Origin of the sequence: Mycobacterium sp., assembly GCF_019247615.1 — a bacterium.
GTDB lineage: Bacteria > Actinomycetota > Actinomycetes > Mycobacteriales > Mycobacteriaceae > Mycobacterium.
Genome location: NZ_JAFBAT010000202.1, coordinates 1 through 20,852, shown reverse-complemented (window position 1 = coordinate 20,852; position 20,852 = coordinate 1). Strand labels below are relative to the sequence as shown.

Genomic DNA, 20,852 nt, shown 5'->3' with positions numbered 1-20,852 from the left:
TTGGTTCCGACTGCTCCACAGCGCTCCTTGTGGTCAACGGGCGGCGTGTCGAATGTGCGGCGGACCGCACGCTCGGCGGCGAGGGTGCGGCTGGCCGCACGCTGGGCAACGACCTAGAGGCCCAGGCACCCGGGACCCAGCAACTCCTTGAGGTCGCCCATCAGCGCCGGCGAAGGTGTCACGCGAAGCGATTCGTCGAGCTCGAGGGTCGTGATCCGGTCACCGCTGATGAGCCGCAGATGCACCTGCGAGGTACCGGGGTGGCGCACCAGCACCTGCTTGAGGGCGCTGACCTTGTCGAACGTGCACTGCCGCGTCGGCATGCTGACCGCCAGCGGCCGGTCAGCATGCGCCGTGGAAAAGTCGGGCACCACGAGTTCGTTGGCGATCAACGCGATCCGATCGTCCCGGATCGCGACCTTGGCGTTGATCAGCACAACCGCGTCATCGACGATGTCGGCGCCGAATGTGGAGTATGCGTGGGGGAAGAACATCACCTCGATGCCACCGGTGAGATCCTCCAATTGCGCTGAAGCCCAAGGCATTCCGTTCTTATTGACTCTTCGGTTCACCGATGCCAGGATGCCCCCCACCCGCACCTGGGTGTCGTTGGGGACATCGCCGTCGAGGATCGCCGGAATGGCCGTGTCGACCTGCGCCGTCAGCAGGTGCGCCACCCGGTTGAGCGGGTGCCCGGACACGTACAGGCCCAACATCTCCCGTTCCAAGGCCAGCTTGTGCTTGTCCTCCCATTCGTCGTCGGGCACTTTGATGGTGAACACCGGATCACCGGCGCCGCCCGCACCGTCAGAGCCGCCGAACAGGTCGAACTGCCCCATCGCCTCGGCCTTCTTGGTGCCCAGCACCGAGTCGACGGCGTCGGTGTGGACCAGAAACAGGCCCTTGCGGGCATGTCCCAGCGAATCGAACGCGCCGGCCTTGATCAGCGATTCGGTCACCTTCTTGTTGCACGCGGAGATGTCGATCTTGTTCAAGTAGTCCGAGAAGTCGGTGAACTTACCTTTTTCGCTGCGGGTTTTTATCAAAGAACTCACCACGTTGGCACCGACGTTGCGCACCGCACCCAGTCCGTAGCGGATATCGGCGCCCACCGACGCGAAGTTGAGGCCGGACTCGTTGACGTCGGGCGGCAGCACCGTGATGCCCAGCTTGCGGCAGTCGGCCAGGTAGACGGCGGCCTTGTCCTTATCGTCGCCGACGGAGGTCAGTAGCCCCGCCATGTATTCGGCTGGGTAATTGGCCTTCAGGTAGGCCGTCCAGTACGACACCATGCCGTAGCCGGCGGCGTGCGACTTGTTGAACGCGTAGTCCGCGAACGGAAGGATGGTGTCCCACAGCGCTTTGATGGCGGCGGGCGAGAATCTGTTGGCCTGCATGCCTTCCGCGAAGCCCTCGTACTCCTTGTCGAGGACCTCGCGCTTCTTTTTGCCCATCGCCTTACGCAGGATGTCGGCGCGGGCGAGCGAGTAGCCGGCGACCTTCTGCGCGATGCGCATGATCTGCTCTTGGTAGACGATGAGGCCGTACGTCTCGGCCAGTATCTCCTCGAGCGGTTCGGCCAGTTCGGGGTGAATGGGCCGGATGGCCTGGCGGCCGTTCTTCCGGTCGGCGTAGTCGTTGTGCGCATTCTGGCCCATCGGCCCGGGCCGGTAGAGGGCGATCACGGCGACAACGTCCTCGAACCCGGTGGGCTGCATGCGCCGCAGCAGGTCGCGCATCGGGCCGCCGTCGAGCTGGAACACACCCAACGTGTCGCCACGGCCCAGCAGCTCGTACGTGGCCTTGTCGTCCAGCGGCACAGATTCCAGGTCGAGGTCAACTCCCCTGTTGGCCTTGATGTTCTCGATCGCGTCGCCGATGATCGTCAGGTTGCGCAGGCCCAGGAAGTCCATCTTCAACAGGCCGATCGCCTCACACGACGGGTAGTCCCAGCCGGTGATGATCGCGCCGTCCTGCGGTCGCTTCCACAGCGGGATGGCCTCGGTGAGGGGCTCGCTGCTCATGATCACCGCGCAGGCGTGCACGCCTGCATTGCGGATCAGGCCCTCGAGGCCGCGCGCGGTCTGGTAGATCGTGCGGACATCCGGGTCCGTTTCGATCAGGCCGCGGACCTCGGCGGCTTCCTTGTAACGCTCGTGGTTGGGGTCGGTGATGCCGGACAGCGGGATGTCCTTGGCCATGATCGCCGGCGGGAGCGCCTTGGTGATCCGGTCGGCGATGGCGAAGCCCGGCTGCCCGTAGTGAATCCGTGCCGAATCCTTCAGTGCCGCTTTGGTTTTGATCGTGCCGAAGGTGATGACTTGGGCGACCCGGTCGTGGCCCCACTTGTCGGCGGCGTAGCGCACCATCTCGCCTCGGCGACGGTCGTCGAAGTCGATGTCGATGTCGGGCATCGAGGTGCGCTCGGGGTTGAGGAACCGCTCGAAGAGCAGGCCGTGCGGGATCGGGTCGATGTCGGTGATGCCGAGGGCATAGGCGACGAGCGACCCGGCGGCCGATCCCCGGCCGGGGCCTACCCGGATGCCCACAGAGCGCGCGTAGTTGATCAGGTCGGCGACGATCAGGAAGTAGGACGGGAAGCCCTTGGCGCAGATGACGTCGATCTCGTAGGCGGCCCGCGCGGTGTAACCGTCCGGCGGACCGGCGGGGAACCGCCGGTTCAGCCCGGCGTTGACCTCGTGGCGCAGCCACGACGCTTGATCGTGGCCCTCGGGCACCGGGAAGACCGGCATCCGGTCGCGCGGCGCCCACACGTCGGCGTAGGACTGCACCCGCTCGGCGATCAACAGCGTCGAGTCGCAGGCGCCGGGCACCTCGTCGTCCCAGATCTGTCGCATCTCGGCGGCGGACTTGAGGTAGTAGCCGTCGCCGTCGAACTTGAAGCGGTTGGGATCCGACAGGGTCTTGCCGGTCTGCACGCACAGCAGCGCCTCGTGGTTGTGCGCGGCGTCGCGGGTGACGTAGTGGCAGTCGTTGGTGGCCAGCGGCGGAATGCCCAGCTTGCGGCCGATCTCGAGCAGCCCCTCGCGGACCCGCCGTTCGATCGCCAGCCCATGGTCCATGAGCTCCAGGAAGTAGTTGTCCGCCCCGACGATCTCCCGCCAGCTGGCGGCCGCCTGCAGCGCTTCGTTGTCCTGGCCCAGACGCAGCCTGGTCTGCACCTCCCCCGACGGACAGCCGGTGGTGATGATGATGCCCTCGGCGTGTTCGGCGATGAGCTCGGCATCCATTCGTGACCACTTGCTCAACTGGCCCTCGAACGAGGCCAGCGAGGAGAGCTTGAACAGGTTTCGCAGGCCGGTCGCCGTCTCGGCAACCATGGTCAGGTGCGTGTAGGAGCCGCTGCCGGAGACGTCGTCGGCCTTCTGACTGGGGTCGCCCCAGGTGACGCGCCGGGTGTCGAACCGCGAGCCCGGCGCGACGTACGCCTCGACGCCGATGATCGGCTTGATCCCGGCCTTGGTCGCCTCGGTGTAGAACTCACTGGCGCCGAACATGTTTCCGTGGTCGGTCATCCCGATCGCCGGCATCTGCAGCCGCTCGACCTCGGCGAGCAAGGGCGTGATCTTCGCGGCACCGTCCAGCATCGAGTACTCGGTGTGGTTATGCAGGTGCACGAAGGACGCCGACGATGAACCGCTCATAGGGACGCCAGTCTATGACCGGCCACCGACGCATTCCCGGCGTGTCGCTTCAGTGTGTCGCCGACGATCGGTGGCAACCCGCCGCGCACGGCTTCGCCGCGCCTGCGATCGCCGCGAGTTCTATCCGTAGAGCTCGACGAACTGCTTGAGGGACTTCTCCACGTCTCCCTTGACCGCGCGGGCCGCGGCCGAACCGACCGGACCGAACAGCGCACGACCGCCCAGTTCGAGGCGCAGGCCGAGGGTGGAACCGTCGCCGGCGGGCCGCACGGTGAGGGTGACACCGTATTTGGCTCCGCCCTTGCCGGCGCCCGACATCGCCACCTCGTGCGGCGGATTCCACTTGGTCACCGTCCAGGTCACCCGGTTGCGCAGCCCTTTGGAACGTGCCACCCCCACGATTTCGGTGCCCTCGGCGATCTCGTCGGGCAGCTCGCTGCGCCACGCCTCGTGCAGCACGAGCCAGTCGCCCAACTCGGAGAGATCCGACACGTGGTCCCACATCTCCTGGGGCGCCATCGGCATCTCGGCGCTCATCTCCACAGCGGCCATCGCCTCAGGATAGTGGCCGCGGCGAGCGACAGGCTGGTGTGACGCTCGACGGTGAACGCCACGCTGGCGGGACGCTCGGCGACCGGTGCCGCCCGGCGATCAGCGGTTTGGCCCGCCCCGGAAGCGGTTTCCGATGCGGATACCCGGAAGCAGCAGGCTGCGCGGCGCGAATCTGCCGCCGGTGCTGACGACCTTCGGCACGATTCCCGGAACGACGCTGCGCTTGCCGGTGAGCATCCCACCAATCGCCGCTTCGGCCACGTCGCGCGGCGAGACCTGCGCGATCGGAATGCTGAAGCGCTCGGCGTTGGCGATCTCGGCCCACTCGGTCGGCACCGGGCCAGGGCACAGCACCGTGACCGACACACCCGTCCCGTGCAATTCCTCGTGCACGGCCTCGGAGAACGTCTGCACGTAGGCCTTGGTCGCCGAGTACACGGCCATGTAGGGAAGCGGCTGGAATCCGGCGATCGAGGCGATGTTCATCACCGCGCCGGCGCCGCGCTCCACCATGCCGGGCAGGGCCGCATGGGTGAGTTCCGTCAGGGCCAGGACGTTGAGGGTGACTTCCTGGCTTTCGCGTTCGATCGGCAACGTGTAGAAAACGCCGCTGGTGCCGAAACCGGCGCTGTTGCAGAGGCCGGCGATCGGCTCGCCGCGAAGCCGGTCCGCCAATGTCGCGCGCGCTCGGCCGTCGCTGAGGTCCAGCGGCAGCACCTCGACCGCGACCGAGTATTCCTTGCCGACCTCGTTGGCCAGATCGTCGAGGCGCTCCCGGCGACGCGCAACCAAGAGGAGCGGAAAGCCGCGGCGCGCCAATCCGCGAGCCAGTTCTGCGCCGATGCCCGATGAGGCGCCGGTGATGACGACGGTTGTCCGAGTGTCAGGTTTGGGAAGACTCACGGCGTCACCAATGTATCCCGCGGGTTGCCCGCACGAATGTCTCGCTTCGCTTGTCGAACTGCTTCGAATCCGTTGTCCCGCTGGTTGATTCGCCGCCCTCGGCCGCAGCGGAATCGTCGAACATGGTGAAGGCGCGGTTGCGCACAAGGTCCATGACGGCCGGGTTGACCGCGTCGGCGACGGCGGCGAATTGCCCGAACGGCGAACTCGCGCGCCGTGGCCGGTGCACGATCGCATCCGTGATCACCCCGGCCGCCTGATCCGGCGTCAGTGCGGGAAATTTGTCGTACATCGTCGTCGGGCTGATCATTGGCGTGCGCACCAGCGCCATGTGCACGGTGGTGAACTTCACGTTGTCGTTGACCACCTCGGCCTGCAGCGCGTCGCACAGGCTGTCCAGGGCGGCCTTGCTCGCGATGTAGGCGCCGAAGCGGGGCGCGCGGGTCTGCACGCCGACCGACGAGACGTTGATGATCTGCCCGAATTGGCGCTCCCGCATCCCGGGGATGAACTTAAGGATCAGCTGCACAGCGCCCAGGTAGTTCAGCTGCATGGTCCGCTGGTAGTCGTGGATCCGGTCGTAGGACAGCTTCAGCGAACGCCGAATCGACCGGCCCGCGTTGTTGATCAGGATGTCTACCCCTCCCAGTTCGGCCAGCACCTGGTCGGCCATCGCGGCGATGGCGTCCATGTCCGTCAGGTCGCACGGGTACACGTGGGCGGTCCCGCCGTTGCCCCGGATCTCGTCCGCGACCTTTTCGAGGTTTTCCCGCGTGCGGGCCACCAGCGCGACGGTGCCGCCCGCCTCCGCGATCTTCTTGGCGGCGGCCTCGCCGATGCCCGACGATCCTCCGGTGATGAGGACGGTCTTGCCCTTCACTGCATCGTTCAGAGTGCGGCCCTGCAGGGCGTCGAGCAGGTTCCTCAGGTAAAACGGTCGATACCGTCCCGCGGAGTTGGGCGTGTTGATGATGTGGGAGACGGCCGCGATCGGCTTTTCCACCAGGTTCGTCAGGTCACCAAAGTTCACCGTTTCCCCCTCGATGTTCGTCCAGCTTGGAGCGCTGTGACGTAGGCCATAAACCTAACCTAGGCCATGGATGGGCAGCAGATGCATATTGCCGCCAAGTGAACGGCGTTTTGCGTCTCACGCTGCGGTTCCGGCAAACGCCACGAAAGCGCAATCGGCTTGTTACGCAGGGCACTTCGTGCGTGATCGGACGCTAACTGACGGGCAACCCCCAAGTGTTGCAATCGGTATCGTGAAACTCTTGGCGCGCTTCCGCAGACCCGAGCCCGCCACGATCTACGAGCGGATCGGCGGGCACGAGGCGCTGGAAGTCGTGGTCGAGGACTTTTACGGACGCGTGCTCGCCGATCAGCAACTGTCGGGCTTCTTCACCGGAACGAACATGACCCGCCTCAAAGGCAAGCAGGTCGAGTTCTTCGCGGCCGCGCTCGGAGGGCCCGAGCCCTATACCGGCGCGCCGATGAAGCAGGTGCACCGGGGACGCGGGATCACCATGTACCACTTCAACCGGGTGGCGGGGCATTTGGCAGACGCGCTCGCCGCCGCCGGGGTGCCCGGCGAGACGGCGACCGAAATACTCAGTGCCGTCGCGCAAGTCGCTCCCGACATCGCATCGGCCGACAACACCAACGGGCCGGTCTGACCGCATCGGCCCCGGTGCGGCGCTCCGGGGTCCGGCTGCTGGCGCGGCCGAGCATGAACCACAGGCTCGCGCTTGCCACTCGACGCCGCCGGGCGGCGAACCATCTGGGCATGAGCACCGTCTAACCAAGCACGACATCGATACGCCCAGACGCCCGCGCATCGACGCGGACGCCGAACGGAGAGCACACAATGCCCACAGCAAACGCGGTACCGGCGCCGACGGCCCGCAAGCAGCACCGCCGTCCCCGTCGAATACTCGCAGAAATCCTGGTCGGCGCTGCCATCGCCGCAGGCGCCGTCATCAACACGGCAGCACCCGCCGCCGCCGACCCGGACGCTGTCAGCACCGAGCCGAACCCGTACGGCACCCTTGGCTGTAACTGCCCGGAGACGGCACCCGCGCACAGCCCGCAGTTGAGCGAAGAGATACGTCGAGGAATCCGCGAGGGACTGACGGTCTCGGTGCCGGGACTGCCCGCACCGGCCCCGCGCGCACTTCCCCCGCCCTGATCCGCTCGGGGACGCATCGGCAATGACGCTTCAGGCGACGTTGGATCGACACCTTCGCCAGAATGCAATGCATGTCCCGCGCATTCGAAGATCTCGTGTCCGAAGCCGATGCGGTATGCGTGGACGGCTGGGACTTTTCCTGGCTCGACGGTCGGGCAACCGAGGAGCGACCCTCCTGGGGCTACCAGCGGTCATTGCGTCGGCGGTTGGCGAGCGTTTCGGCCGCGCTGGACATTCACACCGGGGGCGGGGAGGTGCTGTCGGGCGCCGGACCTTTCCCACCCACGATGGCGGCCATCGAAACATGGCCTCCGAATGCCGCGCTGGCGACCGCACGCCTGCACCGGCTCGGAGTGGTTCTCGTGGCCACCCACGACGAGCCGCCTTTGCCGTTCGCCGACGAAGCGTTCGACCTGGTGACCACCCGCCATCCGATCTCCGTCTGCTGGGACGAGATACGCCGGGTCCTGCGGCCGGGCGGCACCTACTTCGCACAGCACATCGGGCCCGCCACGATGGGCGAGCTTGTCGAGTACTTCATCGGGCCGCAACCGGAGAAGTGGGCGGAGTTCCATCCGGACACCGTGGCCTCGCAGGCGCAGGCCGCCGGGTTCGAGGTCCTGGACGTACGCATGGAGCGGCTGCGCGCAGAGTTCTTCGACATCGGCGCCGTGGTCTACTTCCTGCGCAAGGTGATCTGGACGGTGCCTGACTTCACCGTGGACCGTTACCTGGACCGGCTGCGCGAACTGCATGAGCAGATCGAGGCCGACGGCCGGTTCGTCGCGCACCCGACGCGGGTTCTCGTCGAGGTCCGCAAGCCCGAATGAGGGCGAATCTGCCCGGTTGAGCGCCGATCAGGCCTCGTCGCGCAGCATGTCCAGCGCGTGCTGCAGGTCGGGCGGGTAGGGGCTCACGATTTCGACACGCCTGCCGTCGGCCGGATGCGCGAATGAGAGCGACCGTGCGTGCAACCATTGCCGTTCCAGCCCAAGCCTTTTCGCGAGTTTCGGGTCGGCACCATACACCAGATCACCGCAACAAGGATGATGCAGCGCGGCGAAATGCACCCGAATCTGGTGAGTGCGACCGGTTTCCAGATGCACGTCGAGCAGGCTGGCTGCCACGAAGGCTTCCAACGTGTCGTAGTGGGTGAGGCTGTGCCGGCCATCCTTGGTGACGGCGAACTTCCATTCACCGCCGCGGTGGCGCCCGATCGGCGCGTCGATCGTCCCGCTGGACGGATCGGGATGCCCCTGCACCAGCGCGTGGTAGCGCTTGTCGACGGTGCGCTGCTTGAACGCCCGCTTGAGCACCGTGTAGGCGCGCTCGGAAAGCGCCACCACCATCACCCCCGACGTGCCGACATCGAGGCGATGCACGATGCCCTGGCGCTCAGGCACACCGGATGTGGTGATCCGGTAACCGGCGGCGGCCAGGCCCCCGAGGACGGTGGGCCCGGTCCAGCCGACGGACGCATGCGCGGCCACCGCAGCGGGCTTGTCGATCGCAACGATGTCGTCGTCGGAGTACAGGATGGTCATGCCCTCGATGTCTACGGGGGTGTTCGCCAGCGGGGCCGGCGCGTCGGGCAAGCGCACCTGCAGCCATGCGCCGCCGGTCAGGCGGTCGGACTTTCCGGCCTGAACCCCGTCCAGCTCGACGCCGCCGTCTTCGGCCAATGCTGCCGCCGCGCTGCGCGACAGTCCCAACAGCCGCGCCAGCCCGGCGTCGACACGCATGCCCGCCAGTCCCTCGGGGACCGCCATCGAGCGGTCGGTCATCGGCGCGGCTCGGCCTTACGCCGGCCGACGGTGTCGAAGTCGTAGCCGAGAATCGACAGCACCACCAAGAGGATGGCCCCGCCGACGACGGACGGGTCGGCGACATTGAAGACGGGCCACCAACCGACCGACAAAAAGTCCACGACGTGGCCGCGCAGGGGCCCCGGGGACCGGAAGAAGCGATCGACCAGGTTGCCCATGGCGCCGCCGAGGATCATTCCGAGCCCTACCGCCCACCAGGGCGACACCAGCCGCCGCCCCATCCAGAAGATGCCGACCACCACACCGGTCGCGATCAGCGTCAGCATCCACGTGTAGCCGGTCGCCATCGAGAACGCCGCGCCCGAGTTGCGCACCAGAGTCCAGGTCACGGTGTCGCCGATAATCGACACCGGCTGGCCGGGAGGTAGGAGTTTGACGGCAAGCACCTTGGTGACGATGTCGAGGGTCAACACCACCGCCGCGACGGACAGCAGCAACCGCAGCCGCCTTGGAGGATCCTGCGGGCGCTGCGCCCTGCGGGGTGCTGTTTCCACGACCTCCTCGCCGTCGCCGGTCCCCGCGGCTGAGGTCATCGGCTCGGCCGGTCCTGTTGGTTCCTCGGGCACTTCCCTATCATCCCCTAATCCGGACGCCGCCTCCCCGGAGCGGGCGGCGGCGTGCGCAATGATTCCAGCATGGCCCGTCTCACCGTCATCGCTACCGGAGGGACCATATCGGCCGGCGCCGACGCCGACGGGGTGCGCAGACCTGTCTACAGCGGGGCGGACCTCACTTCGCCCCTCGCCGATGCTGTGGACCTCGACATCGATGTCGTCGACCTGCTGGCGCTCGACAGCTCTCAGCTGACACCTGCCGATTGGGATCGGATCCGGGATGCCGTGCGAGCCGCGGCCGATGGCGGCGCCGACGGTGTCGTCGTAACCCACGGCACCGACACCATGGAAGAGACGGCCCTGTGGCTCGATCTCACGCATGCCGGAAACGTGCCCGTCGTCCTCACCGGCGCCATGCGCAGCGCCGACGCACCGGACGCCGACGGCCCGGGCAATCTGCGGGACGCGCTCGCGGTCGCGGCCAACCCGGCCGCCCGCGGCCTCGGAGTGGTCGTGTGCTTCGCGGGCCGGGTGCTGCAGCCGTTGGGCATGTACAAGGTGGCGACCGACGACCTGAGCGGTTTCGCCGGCGAGCTGGTCGGCACGGTCGTCGGCGGCCCGTCGCTGACCAGCGCCAAGACACGGCCCTACCTCGGCGAGCTGCGCGCCGCCGCCGCGCCGCGGGTCGACATCGTGGCGGCCTACCTCGGCAGCGACTGCGTGGCACTGGACGCCTGTGTCGCCGCCGGAGCGCGCGCGGTGGTGCTCGAGGCGCTGGGTTCCGGCAACGCGCCGGATGCGGTGGTCGAGGGGGTGCGACGGCATTGCCGCAACGGGGTCGTCATCGCGGTATCGTCCCGGGTTCCCGGCGGCCGGGTCGGCGCGAGCTACGGTCCCGGCCACGAGATGGCGGCAGCCGGCGCCGTGATGGTTCCGCGGTTGCGGCCATCGCAGGCTCGGGTGTTGCTGATGGCCGCGCTGGCCGCGGAATTACCCGTCGCCGCCGCCGTCGACCGCTGGGGTTGACTGAGCGTTCGCCTGCAGCACACCGACGTACTCGGGCCAGTCCAGCGAGTCGACCGGGTTGGCGCGCATGAGATCGGCGGTGTCGGCTGGAAACGTCCGCGCTTGCCCCGGGCCGGATCCCCGCGTCTCGAACCGCACCGTGACCACCCCGTGTCCGGCGCCCTGCACCCAGCCGTGCCCGAAGGCGCGGTGTGCCACATCATCCCCAACCCGCCATGGCGAGGTCTCCTGAGCCGCGGCGAACATGGCCTCGGTCGCGGTGGCAAATTCCGCCGAGTGCCGGGTATCGGGCTCGGCTTCCGAGAACTCCAGATCCGGGAACAACGATTCCTGCCGGACGTCGCTCAATCCCGAAAAGCCAACGCCCACAAGGCGAATTGGTCCGATCTCGCGGGGGTCGAGCAGCAGTTTGCGGGCCAGCGCGAGGAGCGCGCCGGACTCGGCCGTCGCGTATGGCAGGGTCGCCGAGCGGGTCAGCGTGCTCATGTCGGACTTCTTCAGCTTTACGGTGACGGTGCGGGCGCCGCGGCCGTCGCGCATCAGCCGTTGATGCGCATGCTCGGCGATCGGGTCGATAGCTTCGCGCAGCTGGTCCAGGCTGGTCAGATCGGTGGCGAAGGTCGATTCCGAGCTGATCTGTTTGGCTTCGGCGCGCTCGGCCACGGGGCGGTCGTCGATGCCCCGGGCCAGCCGGTGTAGCGCGGCGCCGACCGTCGCACCCAGGATGTTGGCCACCTCGGCGTCGGTCAGCTCGGCCAGTTGCCCGATCGTCTCGATGCCCAGCCGATGGAGCTTCTCCTCGGCGACCGGTCCGATGCCCCACAGTCGGCGCACCGGCAATCCGGCGAGCAGCGATTGTTCCTCGGCCCGCGGCACCACCCGGACACCGTCGGGTTTGGCCAGCTCCGAGGCGATCTTGGCGATTTGTTTGCCCGAGCCCGCCCCCACCGAGGCGACCAGACCGGTCTCCTCGCGGACCCGCCTGCGCAGGTCCTCGCAGAAGGCCTCGACAGCGTCGGCCGACGCCCCGGCAAGCTGAGGCGGCTCACCAAACCCCTCGTCGAAGGACAGCTGCTCGACCACCGGCACCATGCTGCGCACGGTGTCGAAGACCCGCCGGCTGGCCACGCCGTAGACCACGCCGCGCGGCGGCAACACCACCGCTGTCACGCCGATCAGCCGGCGGGCCTGATGCATGGGCATCGCAGAGCGGGCGCCGAACACGCGCGCCTCATAGCTGGCGCCGGCCACTACACCGCGGCCACCCACGCCGCCGACCAGTACCGGCCGGCCCCGCAGCGTCGGTCGGGTGAGTTGTTCGACGGAGGCGGAGAACGCGTCCATGTCCAGGTGCAGCACCCAACGGGACTCCACAACTGCAAATGCTATTGGTCTAACGTCGTGGACCATGGCGATGAATCTCTGCCACCGGCTGTGTTGCAACTCCACCCACTGGGCGCGGGAAGTGGAAACCCGCGTGTTGCCGACGGTCCTGGCTGGGGTGGAGCTGGGCGACAACACCCTGGAGATCGGCCCGGGATACGGCGCGTTTTTGCGGGTGCTGGTCGACAAGACGCCGCGGCTCACCGCGGTGGAGATCGACACCCGGATGGCGAATCGGCTTCAGCGCCTCTACGGCACTCGAGCGCGCATCGTCAACGGCGACGGGACCGATACCGGGTTGCCGGACAACGAGTTCAGCTCGGTGGTGTCGTTCACGATGCTGCACCATGTACCGACAGCCGAACTCCAGGATCGGCTGTTCGCCGAGGCCTTCCGGGTGCTTCGGCCCGGCGGCGTATTCGCCGGCAGCGACGGTGTGCCCTCGCTGCGCTTCCGGATGCTGCACTTCCGCGACACCTGCAATCCGGTTCCGCCGCAGACCTTGCCGAATCGGTTGCGGTCGGCCGGTTTTCGTGATGTACGTGTTGAGGTGCAGGGCAGGCGGCAACGCTGGCGAGCCGTCAAGCCGTAGGACGCAGGCGCCACTGTGCCGACCCAGCCGGAGCTGCGCCGGCTCTGCCGGGTGGCGAGGGCGCCGAGAAGGCCGCCAACATTTTGTCCGCGAAGCTGCAACTGACGACGGGTTTACTCGAAAAATGCGTCGCCAGTGGCAGTCTCGCGGTCAGCACGGGCATCCCCTCGCCTGCAGAGCAGTGCGAGCCCGGTCCACGACGACGTCCGGCCGGTGACGCAGCAAGTCAGCGCCTACCCGGATCAGGCGCCATCCCCGGCGTTCCAGTTCGGCGGTGCGATCGATATCCGTGGCCCGAATCCGCGGGTCGGTCCAGTGCTGCGGGCCGTCGTATTCGACGCCGACAAGCCATTCCTCCCAGCCCATGTCGATGCGGGCGACCACGGCACCCCAGACATTGCGCACCACTATCTGGGTCTGCGGCTTGGGCAGGCCCCCGGCGATCAGGACCAGCCTCGTCCTGGTCTCCTGGGGCGATTCGGCGCCCGCGTCGACGAGCGGCAACACCTGGCGCAGCTGCTTCATGCCCCGCGCGCCGCGATGGCTCTCCATCAGTGGATACACGTCGTTCGCGGCAACACCCGTTGCTCGCGCCAGGGCATCGATCCGGATCAGCGCGGCCGTCAACCCCGGTCGCCGCCCGATGTCGAAGGCTGTGCGAGCAGCAGACGTGACCGGCACGCCGTCGACGGCCGTCGTCTCGCCCGCCGAAAGCTCCTCGTTACGGGTGATTATCAACGCCGGCGGACGTGTGCGGTCGCACACCAATTCAGCCGGCGCGCACGGGTCGACCCATCGTGCGCCAAGTAACGCGGCCGCGGAGTTGCCCGCCACGACGGCTCGCTTACCCGACCACAGCCACGCGGCAATCGCACGGTCTGCCGCCGTCAGTTGACTGCCGCGGCGCTGATACACGTTGCGGTAGATCCGGTTGCACGACCGCCGCAGCTCGCGTTCCGTCCAGGCTCCGCTGCGGATAGCTTCCGTACCGACGAATGGCGCTGTAGTCACGACGGCAGGGTGCCATGCCACGGCGACATCCGCCGAAACTGTTACTAGCGACTGACTCTCTCAAGAAACGCGTCGCGGAATGCAGTTTCGCGGTCGAAGCGGTCAGACCTTCGAGATGCTCACCCGGACGCCATCGCCGATCGCCGCCGCCTGGGGCGCAGGTTCGCCAAACTCGAAACGAGTAGCGAGGATTTCCCCCGCGATCAGCTCACGGTGCGTCTGCGCCCAGCCGGCCCGCTCTGCGGGCACCGACATGACCACGCTGATGCGATCCGACACGTCCAGCCCGGTCGACTTGCGCAGTTCCTGCAGCTCGCGGATCCGGTCCTTGGCCCAGCCCTCGGCCTCCAGCTCCGGGGTCACGGTGCCGTCCAAGACGACCAGACCCGACCCGTCGGGCAGGGCGGCCGTGTAGTCCGGGTCCGCCGCCACCAGCCGCGAGCTGTACTCGTCGGGTTGCAGCACCGCGGGCCCGGCGGTCAGGGTACCGTCCGGGTTGACGACGCCCTCGCCGGCTTTGACCGCCTTGATGGCGGCCTGCACGTCCTTGCCCAGTCGCGGCCCGGCCACTCGCGCGTTGACGGTCAGCTCGAACCGGCCATAGGTTTCGATGGCATCGGTCAGTTCGACGCGTTTGATGTTGAGCTCATCGGCGATCAGCTCGGTGAACGGCTCCAGCAGTTGCGGATTATCCACCGCCACAGTCAATTTCGGCAGCGGCAGGCGAACCCGCAGTTTCTTGGCTTTCCGCAGCGATGAGGCCGCCGAGCACACTTCACGGACCTGATCCATCGCGGCCACGAGGTCTGGGTCAGCGGGCAGCTCATCGGCTTTCGGCCAGTCCGTCAGATGCACCGACCGCTCACCGGTCAGGCCCCGCCAGATGATCTCGGTCATCAACGGCAGCAGCGGAGCGGCCAGCCTCGCGGTCACCTCGAGCACCGTGTGCAGGGTGTCGATGGCATCGACGTCTTCCTCCCAGAACCGCGAACGAGACCGTCGCACATACCAATTCGTCAACGCCTCGATGAACTGGCGCAGCTGCTCGCACGCCCCCGAGATGTCGCACACCTCCATCGACCCGGTCAGGTCGTCCCGCAGCGCCGCGAGCTTGGCCATGATGTAGCGGTCGAGCACGTGCGCCGAATCGGTGCGCCAGTTACCGACTTTCGGTGCGTAAAGAGACAAGAAGCTGTACGCATTCCAAAACGGCAGCAAGACCTGCCGCACGCCGTCGCGGATACCCTGCTCGGTGACGATCAGGTTGCCACCCCGCAGAATCGGCGACGCCATCAGGAACCACCGCATGGCGTCGGAGCCGTCGCGATCGAAGACCTCGGTGACGTCGGGGTAGTTGCGCAGGGACTTGCTCATCTTCTGGCCGTCGGAGCCCAGCACAATCCCGTGCGCGACACATGTTTTGAACGACGGACGGTCAAAAAGCGCTGTGGCCAGCACGTGCAGCGTGTAGAACCAGCCACGGGTCTGCCCGATGTATTCGACGATGAAGTCGCCGGGATAGTGGCTGTCGAACCACTCGCCGTTCTCGAACGGATAGTGCACCTGGGCGTACGGCATCGAGCCCGAGTCGAACCACACGTCGAGCACGTCGGGGATGCGTCGCATCGTGCTGCGACCGGTTGGATCGTCGGGATTGGGCCGGGTGAGTTCATCGATGTAGGGCCGGTGCAAATTGGTGGGCCGCACACCGAAGTCGCGCTCGAGCTCGTCGAGGCTGCCATACACATCGATTCGCGGGTACGCGGGGTCGTCGGACGTCCACACCGGAATGGGCGTTCCCCAGTAGCGGTTTCGCGAGATCGACCAATCGCGCGCGCCCTGCAGCCACTTACCGAACTGGCCGTCTTTGACGTGTTCGGGGTACCAGGTGATCTGCCGGTTGAGTTCCACCATCCGGTCCCGGAATCTGGTGACCGCGACGAACCACGACGAAACGGCCCGGTATATCAGTGGATTTCGGCACCGCCAGCAATGCGGATATGGATGCTCGTAGGTTTCGTGCCGGATCAAGACCGCGCCGTTCGCCGCGGCGGGACCGCTTCGGTCCTTCAGGTCGCGAATGATCGGGGCGTTGGCGTCGAAGACCCGCAGGCCCCGGTAATCCGGGACGGTGGCGTCGAAGCGTCCCGTCGAGTCGACCGGAGTGACCGGCACGATGCCGGCCTGATCGGCGGTGACCATGTCGTCCTCGCCGTACGCCGGCGCCATGTGCACGATCCCGGTGCCGTCCTCGGTCGTGACAAAGTCGCCGGAAAGCACCTGAAATGCCTTGGCCGTCTGCATGAAATATGGAAACGGCGGCAGGTACCGCGTGCCCACCAATTCGTCGCCGCGATACCTGGCGAGCACCTCGGGTTCTTCTCCCAATTCGCGGGCATACGCGGCGAGCCGGGCCTCCGCCAGCACGACGCGGCGGTCGCCGGCTCGGACCTGCACGTAGGTCACCTCCGGGTTGACGGCCACCGCCAGGTTCGACGGCAGCGTCCATGGCGTCGTCGTCCACACCACAAGGTGCGCCCCGTCCAGGTCGCCGCCGACGACCTTGAAACCGACGGTCACCGCGGGGTCCTGACGGCTTTGGTAGACGTCGTCATCCATCCGCAATTCGTGGTTGGACAACGGGGTTTCGTCACGCCAGCAGTAGGGCAGCACCCGGTAGCCCTCGTACGCCAGGCCCTTTTCCCACAGCTGTTTGAACGCCCAGATGACCGACTCCATGTAGTCGATATCAAGCGTCTTGTAGTCGTTGTCGAAGTCGACCCAGCGGGCCTGGCGGGTCACATACTCTTGCCACTCGTCGGTGTAGCGCAGCACTGATTCGCGGCAGGCCTCGTTGAACGCCGCGATACCCATGGTGTCGATCTGCGACTTGTCGGTGATGCCGAGCTGACGTTCGACTTCCAGTTCGGCGGGCAGGCCGTGGGTGTCCCAGCCGAAACGGCGCTCCACCTTGTAGCCCCGCATGGTGCGGTAGCGGGGAATGATGTCTTTCACGTAGCCGGTGAGCAGGTGTCCGTAGTGTGGCAACCCGTTCGCGAAGGGGGGGCCGTCGTAGAACACATACTCCGGGCCGCCGTCGCGGTGCGCGATGCTGGCCCGAAACGTGTCGTCGTTGGCCCAGTAGTCGAGAACCTCGAGCTCGAGCGCGGGGAAGTCGGGCGCCCCGCCGGCCAGCTTCGGGTACGCCCTGACGTCTGCGTTTTCGGTCACGCTCTGTCGTCTCCTGTGGCCGTCATGCTCAGGCCGGGGACGACGACGCGCCGGGTGCGCGAGCGCCGCGGTACCACCCCGCTTGCCGCGCTTGCGCGCGGCCGCTCATTGAGGGCTGTGACGGGCCTGCCCGTTCGGTTCTACTGAGCCAGTCCGGCCGTTCTTCCGAAAGCTCCCCGGTGATGGCCGGATCGACGCCGATGAGCCGATTCTACGGAACGCTGCACCCCAAGGGGCTACCTGGCCTCAGGAAAGCCTGCGGCCAGGTAGCCCCTTGGGGCTTGCGATCGCCACTAAACCCGGACCTCGAGTACACCAACCCGCCACAGGGCCGCGTACACGTGACGCACGCCGACGGTCAGCAAACGAGCGGCGCCGTCGACAAGCGGGTCACCGCCGACACCGAAAGGCGGGGTCTCGACGCTGCGCGCCGTCTTCTTCGGCGCGAGGGGGGCAATCGTGGCTTGCGCTGTGTCGTTGTCGCGCACCACCGTCAGCTTGCGGGCGGGCGCTGCGGTCACCACTTCGTCGTACAGAACTGCGGTCATGATCGCCTCCTCGGCGGATTACCAAACGAGCACTGATTGGACTGACGCGTCCCGTCCCGTAGTGGTTCCGATCAGACCGCTTGGCCGCTAAGCGAATTAGCCGAGAACGTCGTGCCGGAGACCGGATGGGGACGAAACACAGTTCGGACTTCGGTCCGGACTGTCGCTGGAACTCATACGTCCCTCACCTCCTCGCGGTCGCGCAACGAACACAAAGCTTGCACGCTCTGTGCGCACCAAAAGGAGTGCAGAAACCGACGACCGTCGGAAACTCGCACCCCTCTCGTCAGAGCTTTGGCACCACACGACGTGTCCGGTATTCCGGAAGCCACCTGGGCTCAACCCTTAAGCCGGGAGGAGCTGTCCTGACCCGGGGCGTCTTTCGACGTTCGGGGTCAGTGGCCTGTATTCGTGTAGACGCCTCACCTAACGAGGTGCAACGCGACCGATAATGCACGACCCGTACCGGGCGGTCAATGTGATCCGTGCCGTGTCGGCGAATCTTTATGCAATCACAACGCATGCGCGGCTATCCGGCTGCGGACGCAGCCCGTCGTAGGCCCCTGGAACAGCACGTCCCCTGCTCGCACCGCGCATGCGACCCGTCCCCGGCACCGACCGCGCCCCGGCCGCGCGCCGGAGCCGGTCACCGATCGATCAGGTGCTCGAGCCGCTCAACGGTGTCGATGAACTCCTCGACCATGTCCAGCACCACCGAGTGTGCGGGCCTGACACGGTCAAGCGAGCCGACCACCTGGCCAACGAAGTAGGTGGCCAGCTCACGAGCCTTGGCGTCGGGATGGGCCGCGGCCTGATTGATTCGCATCTGCGGCCCGCTGACCAGTGCCGTCTGCAGGGGCATACCGAGCGGGGCCGGGCTCTCCGGCCGCTCCCATTCGTCCGTCCAGGCCGTACGAAGCATCCGCGCCGGTTTGCCGGTCATCGAACGCGACCGCACCGTGTCCGAGGAGCTCGCCGCCAAAAACTTCTCCCTGACTACCGGGGAGGTCTCGGCTTCCTCCGTGGTCAGCCACACCGACCCGCACCACACGCCCTCCGCTCCCAGGGCCAGGGCCGCGGCGATTTGGCGACCGCGGGCGATTCCGCCGGCGGCGAGAACCGGCGTCGGTGACACCGCATCCACCACCTCGGGGACCAAGACCATGGTCGCCACCTCGCCGGTGTGGCCACCGGCCTCGGTGCCCTGCGCGACGATCAGATCGACGCCCGCGGCGGCGTGCCGACGCGCGTGTTCCGTGGTGCCGGCCAACGCGGCCACCAATACGTCTTGGCCGTGAGCACGCTCGACGAGATCCGACGGGGGCGGGCCTAGGGCGCTGGCGATGAGCCGGATGTTATGGCCAAAGGCCACGTCGAGCAGCGGCTCGTAACCCTTCGGCGAGATGTTGAGCCCGCCCGAAGACGCACGTGGCGGGTCGGCGGCCGGAGCGACGCCGTATCGGTTCAGCAGGTCCTCGACGAACGCGCGATGTTCGTCGGGAAGCATTTGCCGGGCCCGGCCGGCGTCAATCCCGCCCTGCTCGGCACCGACATATTTCGGCGGTAGCAGGAGGTCGACCCCGTAGGGCTTTCCCCCGGTGCGCTCCTCGATCCAGCTCAGCTCGCTCTCTAATCGTTGGGGGCTGTGCGCGACGGCGCCGAGGATCCCGAACCCGCCGGCGTTGGTTACCGCGGCCACCACGTCGCGGCAATGGCTGAAGGCGCATATCGGAAACTCGACACCGAGCATTTCGGCGACCCTGGTTCGCATCGCCCGACGCTAGGAATCGTTGATGGATATGTCAATCGACCACGATGCCCTACGGACAGTGGCTAGCCGCGCGCCGGCTCCCCAGCAACGCGGGTGCAGGCCGCGCGACGCGATACCGCGTCGCGTGATCTAAGGCGACCGGCCGTCCGGTGGCCAGCCGGCCACGCCCTCTTCCAGCGGGACCTGGAGGCTCTGCACAATCGCCGCGACCATCCGCCAGGCTCCGATGGCGGCGACGAGTTCAATGAGAATGGTTGTGTCCTGGGATAATTCGCGAACGCACGCCGCCCAGCTCTCGCCGCTCACCGCGCCGTCGCGCACAATATCGTCGGTGGCCGCCAACACCGCCCGCTCCCTGGGCCCAAAACCGTCGTAATCGCGCCAATCGCGCACCCCGAGTAGGTCTTCCGCCCGCACACCCAGCCCCGACGCGACCCGCCAGTGCTGGGTCCACTCGTATTCGCAGGCGGTGAGCCAGCCGATCCGCATGATCACCAGCTCGCGCAACCGCGAGTCGAGCGCACCGTGCCAGAGCATGGTGGCGAGCAGGTCGTTGATGGCGCGCGCCAGCTGCGGATGGTTCAGCAGCACTTGGAAAATGTTCAGCTCAGCCATGTAGTCCGGTACGGCCGCTTCATCGGCGGCGGCTTTGGCCTCCTCGAGCGGCAGTTTGGGCACCCGGGCTTGGCCAATGGGTGGGGTCATGGCGTGTGCACTCCGTGTACTGGCGCGATCCGGCGCGTTCTGGGGACATGGTAGCCAGCATTACCTCGGGATCGGGCCGCGCAGGGGCGCGGCCGTCGTTGCCGGGGAGGCGCCTGTGATCAGTGATCGATTCGGGTGCCGGCGGTGACCACCGCTCCGGGCGACCACAACGAGATGTGCCGTCTGCGCTCCGCCTTGCCGGGGCGACTGAATGCGCGAAATAAACGCAAATCGGGCGGCGCGTCGCTGGCCGATCAAGGGCAGTACGGAAGTCCCGAAAGCCCGCCGAAGCGCCAACCCCCGGTCCCGCTCAGGTGTGACTTAAATTGCAATCGTAAAGATATCAGCGATTTCCCTGCGGGCTTTCGCAATAAGTCCTAATATGGCGTGACGAAGCATCACCGATGCCGCGTATTGGCGTGCCCGATTGGCGTTCGCCTGCCAGTCCCGGGGGTCCTGCCTCATGCCGCGCCAGCTGCCGGAACGTTGACAACCTGCGAAGTCACTTGGGCTGCAAGGCCGCCCACGATGCTGGGCGCTCTGGCGTACAGGCACTTTAGCGTTGGTTCGGACCTCGATGCACCCGCGACACGCACGTACCGTCCGAAAGGTATGCGACTGAAAGTCGGACCACCCTATGAGTCGACGTGCCACCGGCCCGAGCGCTGTTAAATTTGTGTACGTTCGGACGAATTTTCCACGCGTGTGGAGCAAAGCGGCTACGCTGCTGATCGCGCCATGTACTTACGGTGGGCTTCGATCGCGGGGGTCGGTGGGTTGTTCGTGCGTCGCCGCGGAGTGGCAGCTCGCACAGAAAAATTCGGCGATATTTCTCGAAGCCCTGATAAGAGCATGCCGCAGTGATGGGAACTTGGGGATAGGGGGAGGTGGAGGACAGCG

17 protein-coding genes and 1 riboswitch are annotated in these 20,852 nt (G+C 66.9%); of the genes, 5 read left to right on the top strand and 12 right to left on the bottom strand.

Going from position 1 to position 20,852, the window contains the following annotated elements:
- Positions 1 to 113 precede the first annotated feature (113 nt).
- From dnaE to JO059_RS14035, 4 genes are all read right to left on the bottom strand, one after another.
- Complete coding sequence (gene dnaE, locus JO059_RS14050) at positions 114 to 3,665, bottom strand: DNA polymerase III subunit alpha (protein WP_293319663.1); 3,552 nt, start codon at positions 3,663 to 3,665, stop codon at positions 114 to 116.
- Between the two features lie 120 nt (positions 3,666 to 3,785).
- Positions 3,786 to 4,217 (bottom strand): SRPBCC family protein, encoded by a 432-nt coding sequence (locus JO059_RS14045; protein ID WP_293319661.1) that lies wholly within the window; start codon positions 4,215 to 4,217, stop codon positions 3,786 to 3,788.
- 99 nt (positions 4,218 to 4,316) lie between these two features.
- Positions 4,317 to 5,120 carry an SDR family oxidoreductase gene (locus tag JO059_RS14040; RefSeq protein ID WP_293319659.1) on the bottom strand — a complete coding sequence of 268 codons (804 nt, stop codon included), beginning with the start codon at positions 5,118 to 5,120 and terminating at the stop codon, positions 4,317 to 4,319.
- A 4-nt stretch (positions 5,121 to 5,124) separates the two neighbouring features.
- Positions 5,125 to 6,150 carry an SDR family NAD(P)-dependent oxidoreductase gene (locus tag JO059_RS14035; protein WP_293319657.1) on the bottom strand — a complete coding sequence of 342 codons (1,026 nt, stop codon included), beginning with the start codon at positions 6,148 to 6,150 and terminating at the stop codon, positions 5,125 to 5,127.
- A gap of 232 nt (positions 6,151 to 6,382) precedes the next feature.
- On the opposite strand from JO059_RS14035, the gene JO059_RS14030 reads away from it, so the two are divergent.
- The 3 genes from JO059_RS14030 (at position 6,383) to JO059_RS14020 (ending at position 8,135) form a co-directional block, all read left to right on the top strand.
- Positions 6,383 to 6,793, top strand: a complete 411-nt coding sequence (locus tag JO059_RS14030) for a group 1 truncated hemoglobin (protein WP_293319655.1) — start codon at positions 6,383 to 6,385, stop codon at positions 6,791 to 6,793.
- 191 nt (positions 6,794 to 6,984) lie between these two features.
- Positions 6,985 to 7,305, top strand: a complete 321-nt coding sequence (locus JO059_RS14025; protein WP_293319653.1) for a hypothetical protein — start codon at positions 6,985 to 6,987, stop codon at positions 7,303 to 7,305.
- A 71-nt stretch (positions 7,306 to 7,376) separates the two neighbouring features.
- Positions 7,377 to 8,135, top strand: a complete 759-nt coding sequence (locus tag JO059_RS14020; protein ID WP_293319651.1) for a class I SAM-dependent methyltransferase — start codon at positions 7,377 to 7,379, stop codon at positions 8,133 to 8,135.
- Between the two features lie 27 nt (positions 8,136 to 8,162).
- Here the strand turns inward: JO059_RS14020 and JO059_RS14015 are convergent, their stop codons facing one another.
- Positions 8,163 to 9,089: an RluA family pseudouridine synthase gene (locus JO059_RS14015; RefSeq protein ID WP_293319649.1), complete on the bottom strand. Its 927-nt coding sequence runs from the start codon at positions 9,087 to 9,089 to the stop codon at positions 8,163 to 8,165.
- Positions 9,086 to 9,697, bottom strand: a complete 612-nt coding sequence (lspA, locus tag JO059_RS14010) for a signal peptidase II (protein ID WP_293319647.1) — start codon at positions 9,695 to 9,697, stop codon at positions 9,086 to 9,088. Before lspA ends, JO059_RS14015 begins: the two co-directional genes overlap by 4 nt.
- A gap of 69 nt (positions 9,698 to 9,766) precedes the next feature.
- On the opposite strand from lspA, the gene JO059_RS14005 reads away from it, so the two are divergent.
- A complete protein-coding gene (locus JO059_RS14005) occupies positions 9,767 to 10,711 on the top strand; it encodes an asparaginase (RefSeq protein ID WP_293319645.1) in 945 nt (314 codons plus the stop codon).
- Here JO059_RS14005 and JO059_RS14000 read toward each other — a convergent pair.
- Positions 10,676 to 12,070, bottom strand: a complete 1,395-nt coding sequence (locus tag JO059_RS14000; protein WP_293319677.1) for a DNA polymerase IV — start codon at positions 12,068 to 12,070, stop codon at positions 10,676 to 10,678. The genes JO059_RS14005 and JO059_RS14000 overlap by 36 nt on opposite strands.
- Positions 12,071 to 12,119: 49 nt before the next feature.
- On the opposite strand from JO059_RS14000, the gene JO059_RS13995 reads away from it, so the two are divergent.
- On the top strand, positions 12,120 to 12,686 hold the full coding sequence (locus JO059_RS13995) for a class I SAM-dependent methyltransferase (protein WP_293319643.1): 567 nt from the start codon (positions 12,120 to 12,122) through the stop codon (positions 12,684 to 12,686).
- A gap of 150 nt (positions 12,687 to 12,836) precedes the next feature.
- Here JO059_RS13995 and JO059_RS13990 read toward each other — a convergent pair whose 3' ends face one another.
- The 5 genes from JO059_RS13990 to JO059_RS13970 all read right to left on the bottom strand — a co-directional run bounded on the left by JO059_RS13990 (position 12,837) and on the right by JO059_RS13970 (position 19,940).
- A complete protein-coding gene (locus tag JO059_RS13990; protein WP_293319641.1) occupies positions 12,837 to 13,697 on the bottom strand; it encodes a DUF559 domain-containing protein in 861 nt (286 codons plus the stop codon).
- 102 nt (positions 13,698 to 13,799) lie between these two features.
- Positions 13,800 to 16,928: an isoleucine--tRNA ligase gene (ileS, locus tag JO059_RS13985; RefSeq protein ID WP_293319639.1), complete on the bottom strand. Its 3,129-nt coding sequence runs from the start codon at positions 16,926 to 16,928 to the stop codon at positions 13,800 to 13,802.
- Positions 16,929 to 17,221: 293 nt separating this feature from the next.
- Positions 17,222 to 17,476 (bottom strand): Rv1535 family protein, encoded by a 255-nt coding sequence (locus JO059_RS13980; RefSeq protein WP_293319637.1) that lies wholly within the window; start codon positions 17,474 to 17,476, stop codon positions 17,222 to 17,224.
- A gap of 271 nt (positions 17,477 to 17,747) precedes the next feature.
- A riboswitch (M-box (ykoK) riboswitch) is annotated at positions 17,748 to 17,917 on the bottom strand.
- A gap of 205 nt (positions 17,918 to 18,122) precedes the next feature.
- Positions 18,123 to 19,247: a nitronate monooxygenase family protein gene (locus JO059_RS13975; protein ID WP_293319635.1), complete on the bottom strand. Its 1,125-nt coding sequence runs from the start codon at positions 19,245 to 19,247 to the stop codon at positions 18,123 to 18,125.
- A 129-nt stretch (positions 19,248 to 19,376) separates the two neighbouring features.
- Positions 19,377 to 19,940: a carboxymuconolactone decarboxylase family protein gene (locus tag JO059_RS13970; protein ID WP_293319675.1), complete on the bottom strand. Its 564-nt coding sequence runs from the start codon at positions 19,938 to 19,940 to the stop codon at positions 19,377 to 19,379.
- Positions 19,941 to 20,852: the final 912 nt, after the last annotated feature.

Bases quoted from the DNA above. Each gene is read 5' to 3' on its own strand.
- JO059_RS14045 (WP_293319661.1), bottom strand. From the start codon at position 4,217: ATGGCCGCTGTGGAGATGAGCGCCGAGATGCCGATGGCGCCCCAGGAG.
- JO059_RS14005 (WP_293319645.1), top strand. From the start codon at position 9,767: ATGGCCCGTCTCACCGTCATCGCTACCGGAGGGACCATATCGGCCGGC.
- JO059_RS13975 (WP_293319635.1), bottom strand. From the start codon at position 19,247: ATGCGAACCAGGGTCGCCGAAATGCTCGGTGTCGAGTTTCCGATATGC.
- JO059_RS14025 (WP_293319653.1), top strand. From the start codon at position 6,985: ATGCCCACAGCAAACGCGGTACCGGCGCCGACGGCCCGCAAGCAGCAC.
- JO059_RS14020 (WP_293319651.1), top strand. From the start codon at position 7,377: ATGTCCCGCGCATTCGAAGATCTCGTGTCCGAAGCCGATGCGGTATGC.
- JO059_RS13995 (WP_293319643.1), top strand. From the start codon at position 12,120: ATGGCGATGAATCTCTGCCACCGGCTGTGTTGCAACTCCACCCACTGG.
- dnaE (WP_293319663.1), bottom strand. From the start codon at position 3,665: ATGAGCGGTTCATCGTCGGCGTCCTTCGTGCACCTGCATAACCACACC.
- JO059_RS13980 (WP_293319637.1), bottom strand. From the start codon at position 17,476: ATGACCGCAGTTCTGTACGACGAAGTGGTGACCGCAGCGCCCGCCCGC.
- JO059_RS14015 (WP_293319649.1), bottom strand. From the start codon at position 9,089: ATGACCGACCGCTCGATGGCGGTCCCCGAGGGACTGGCGGGCATGCGT.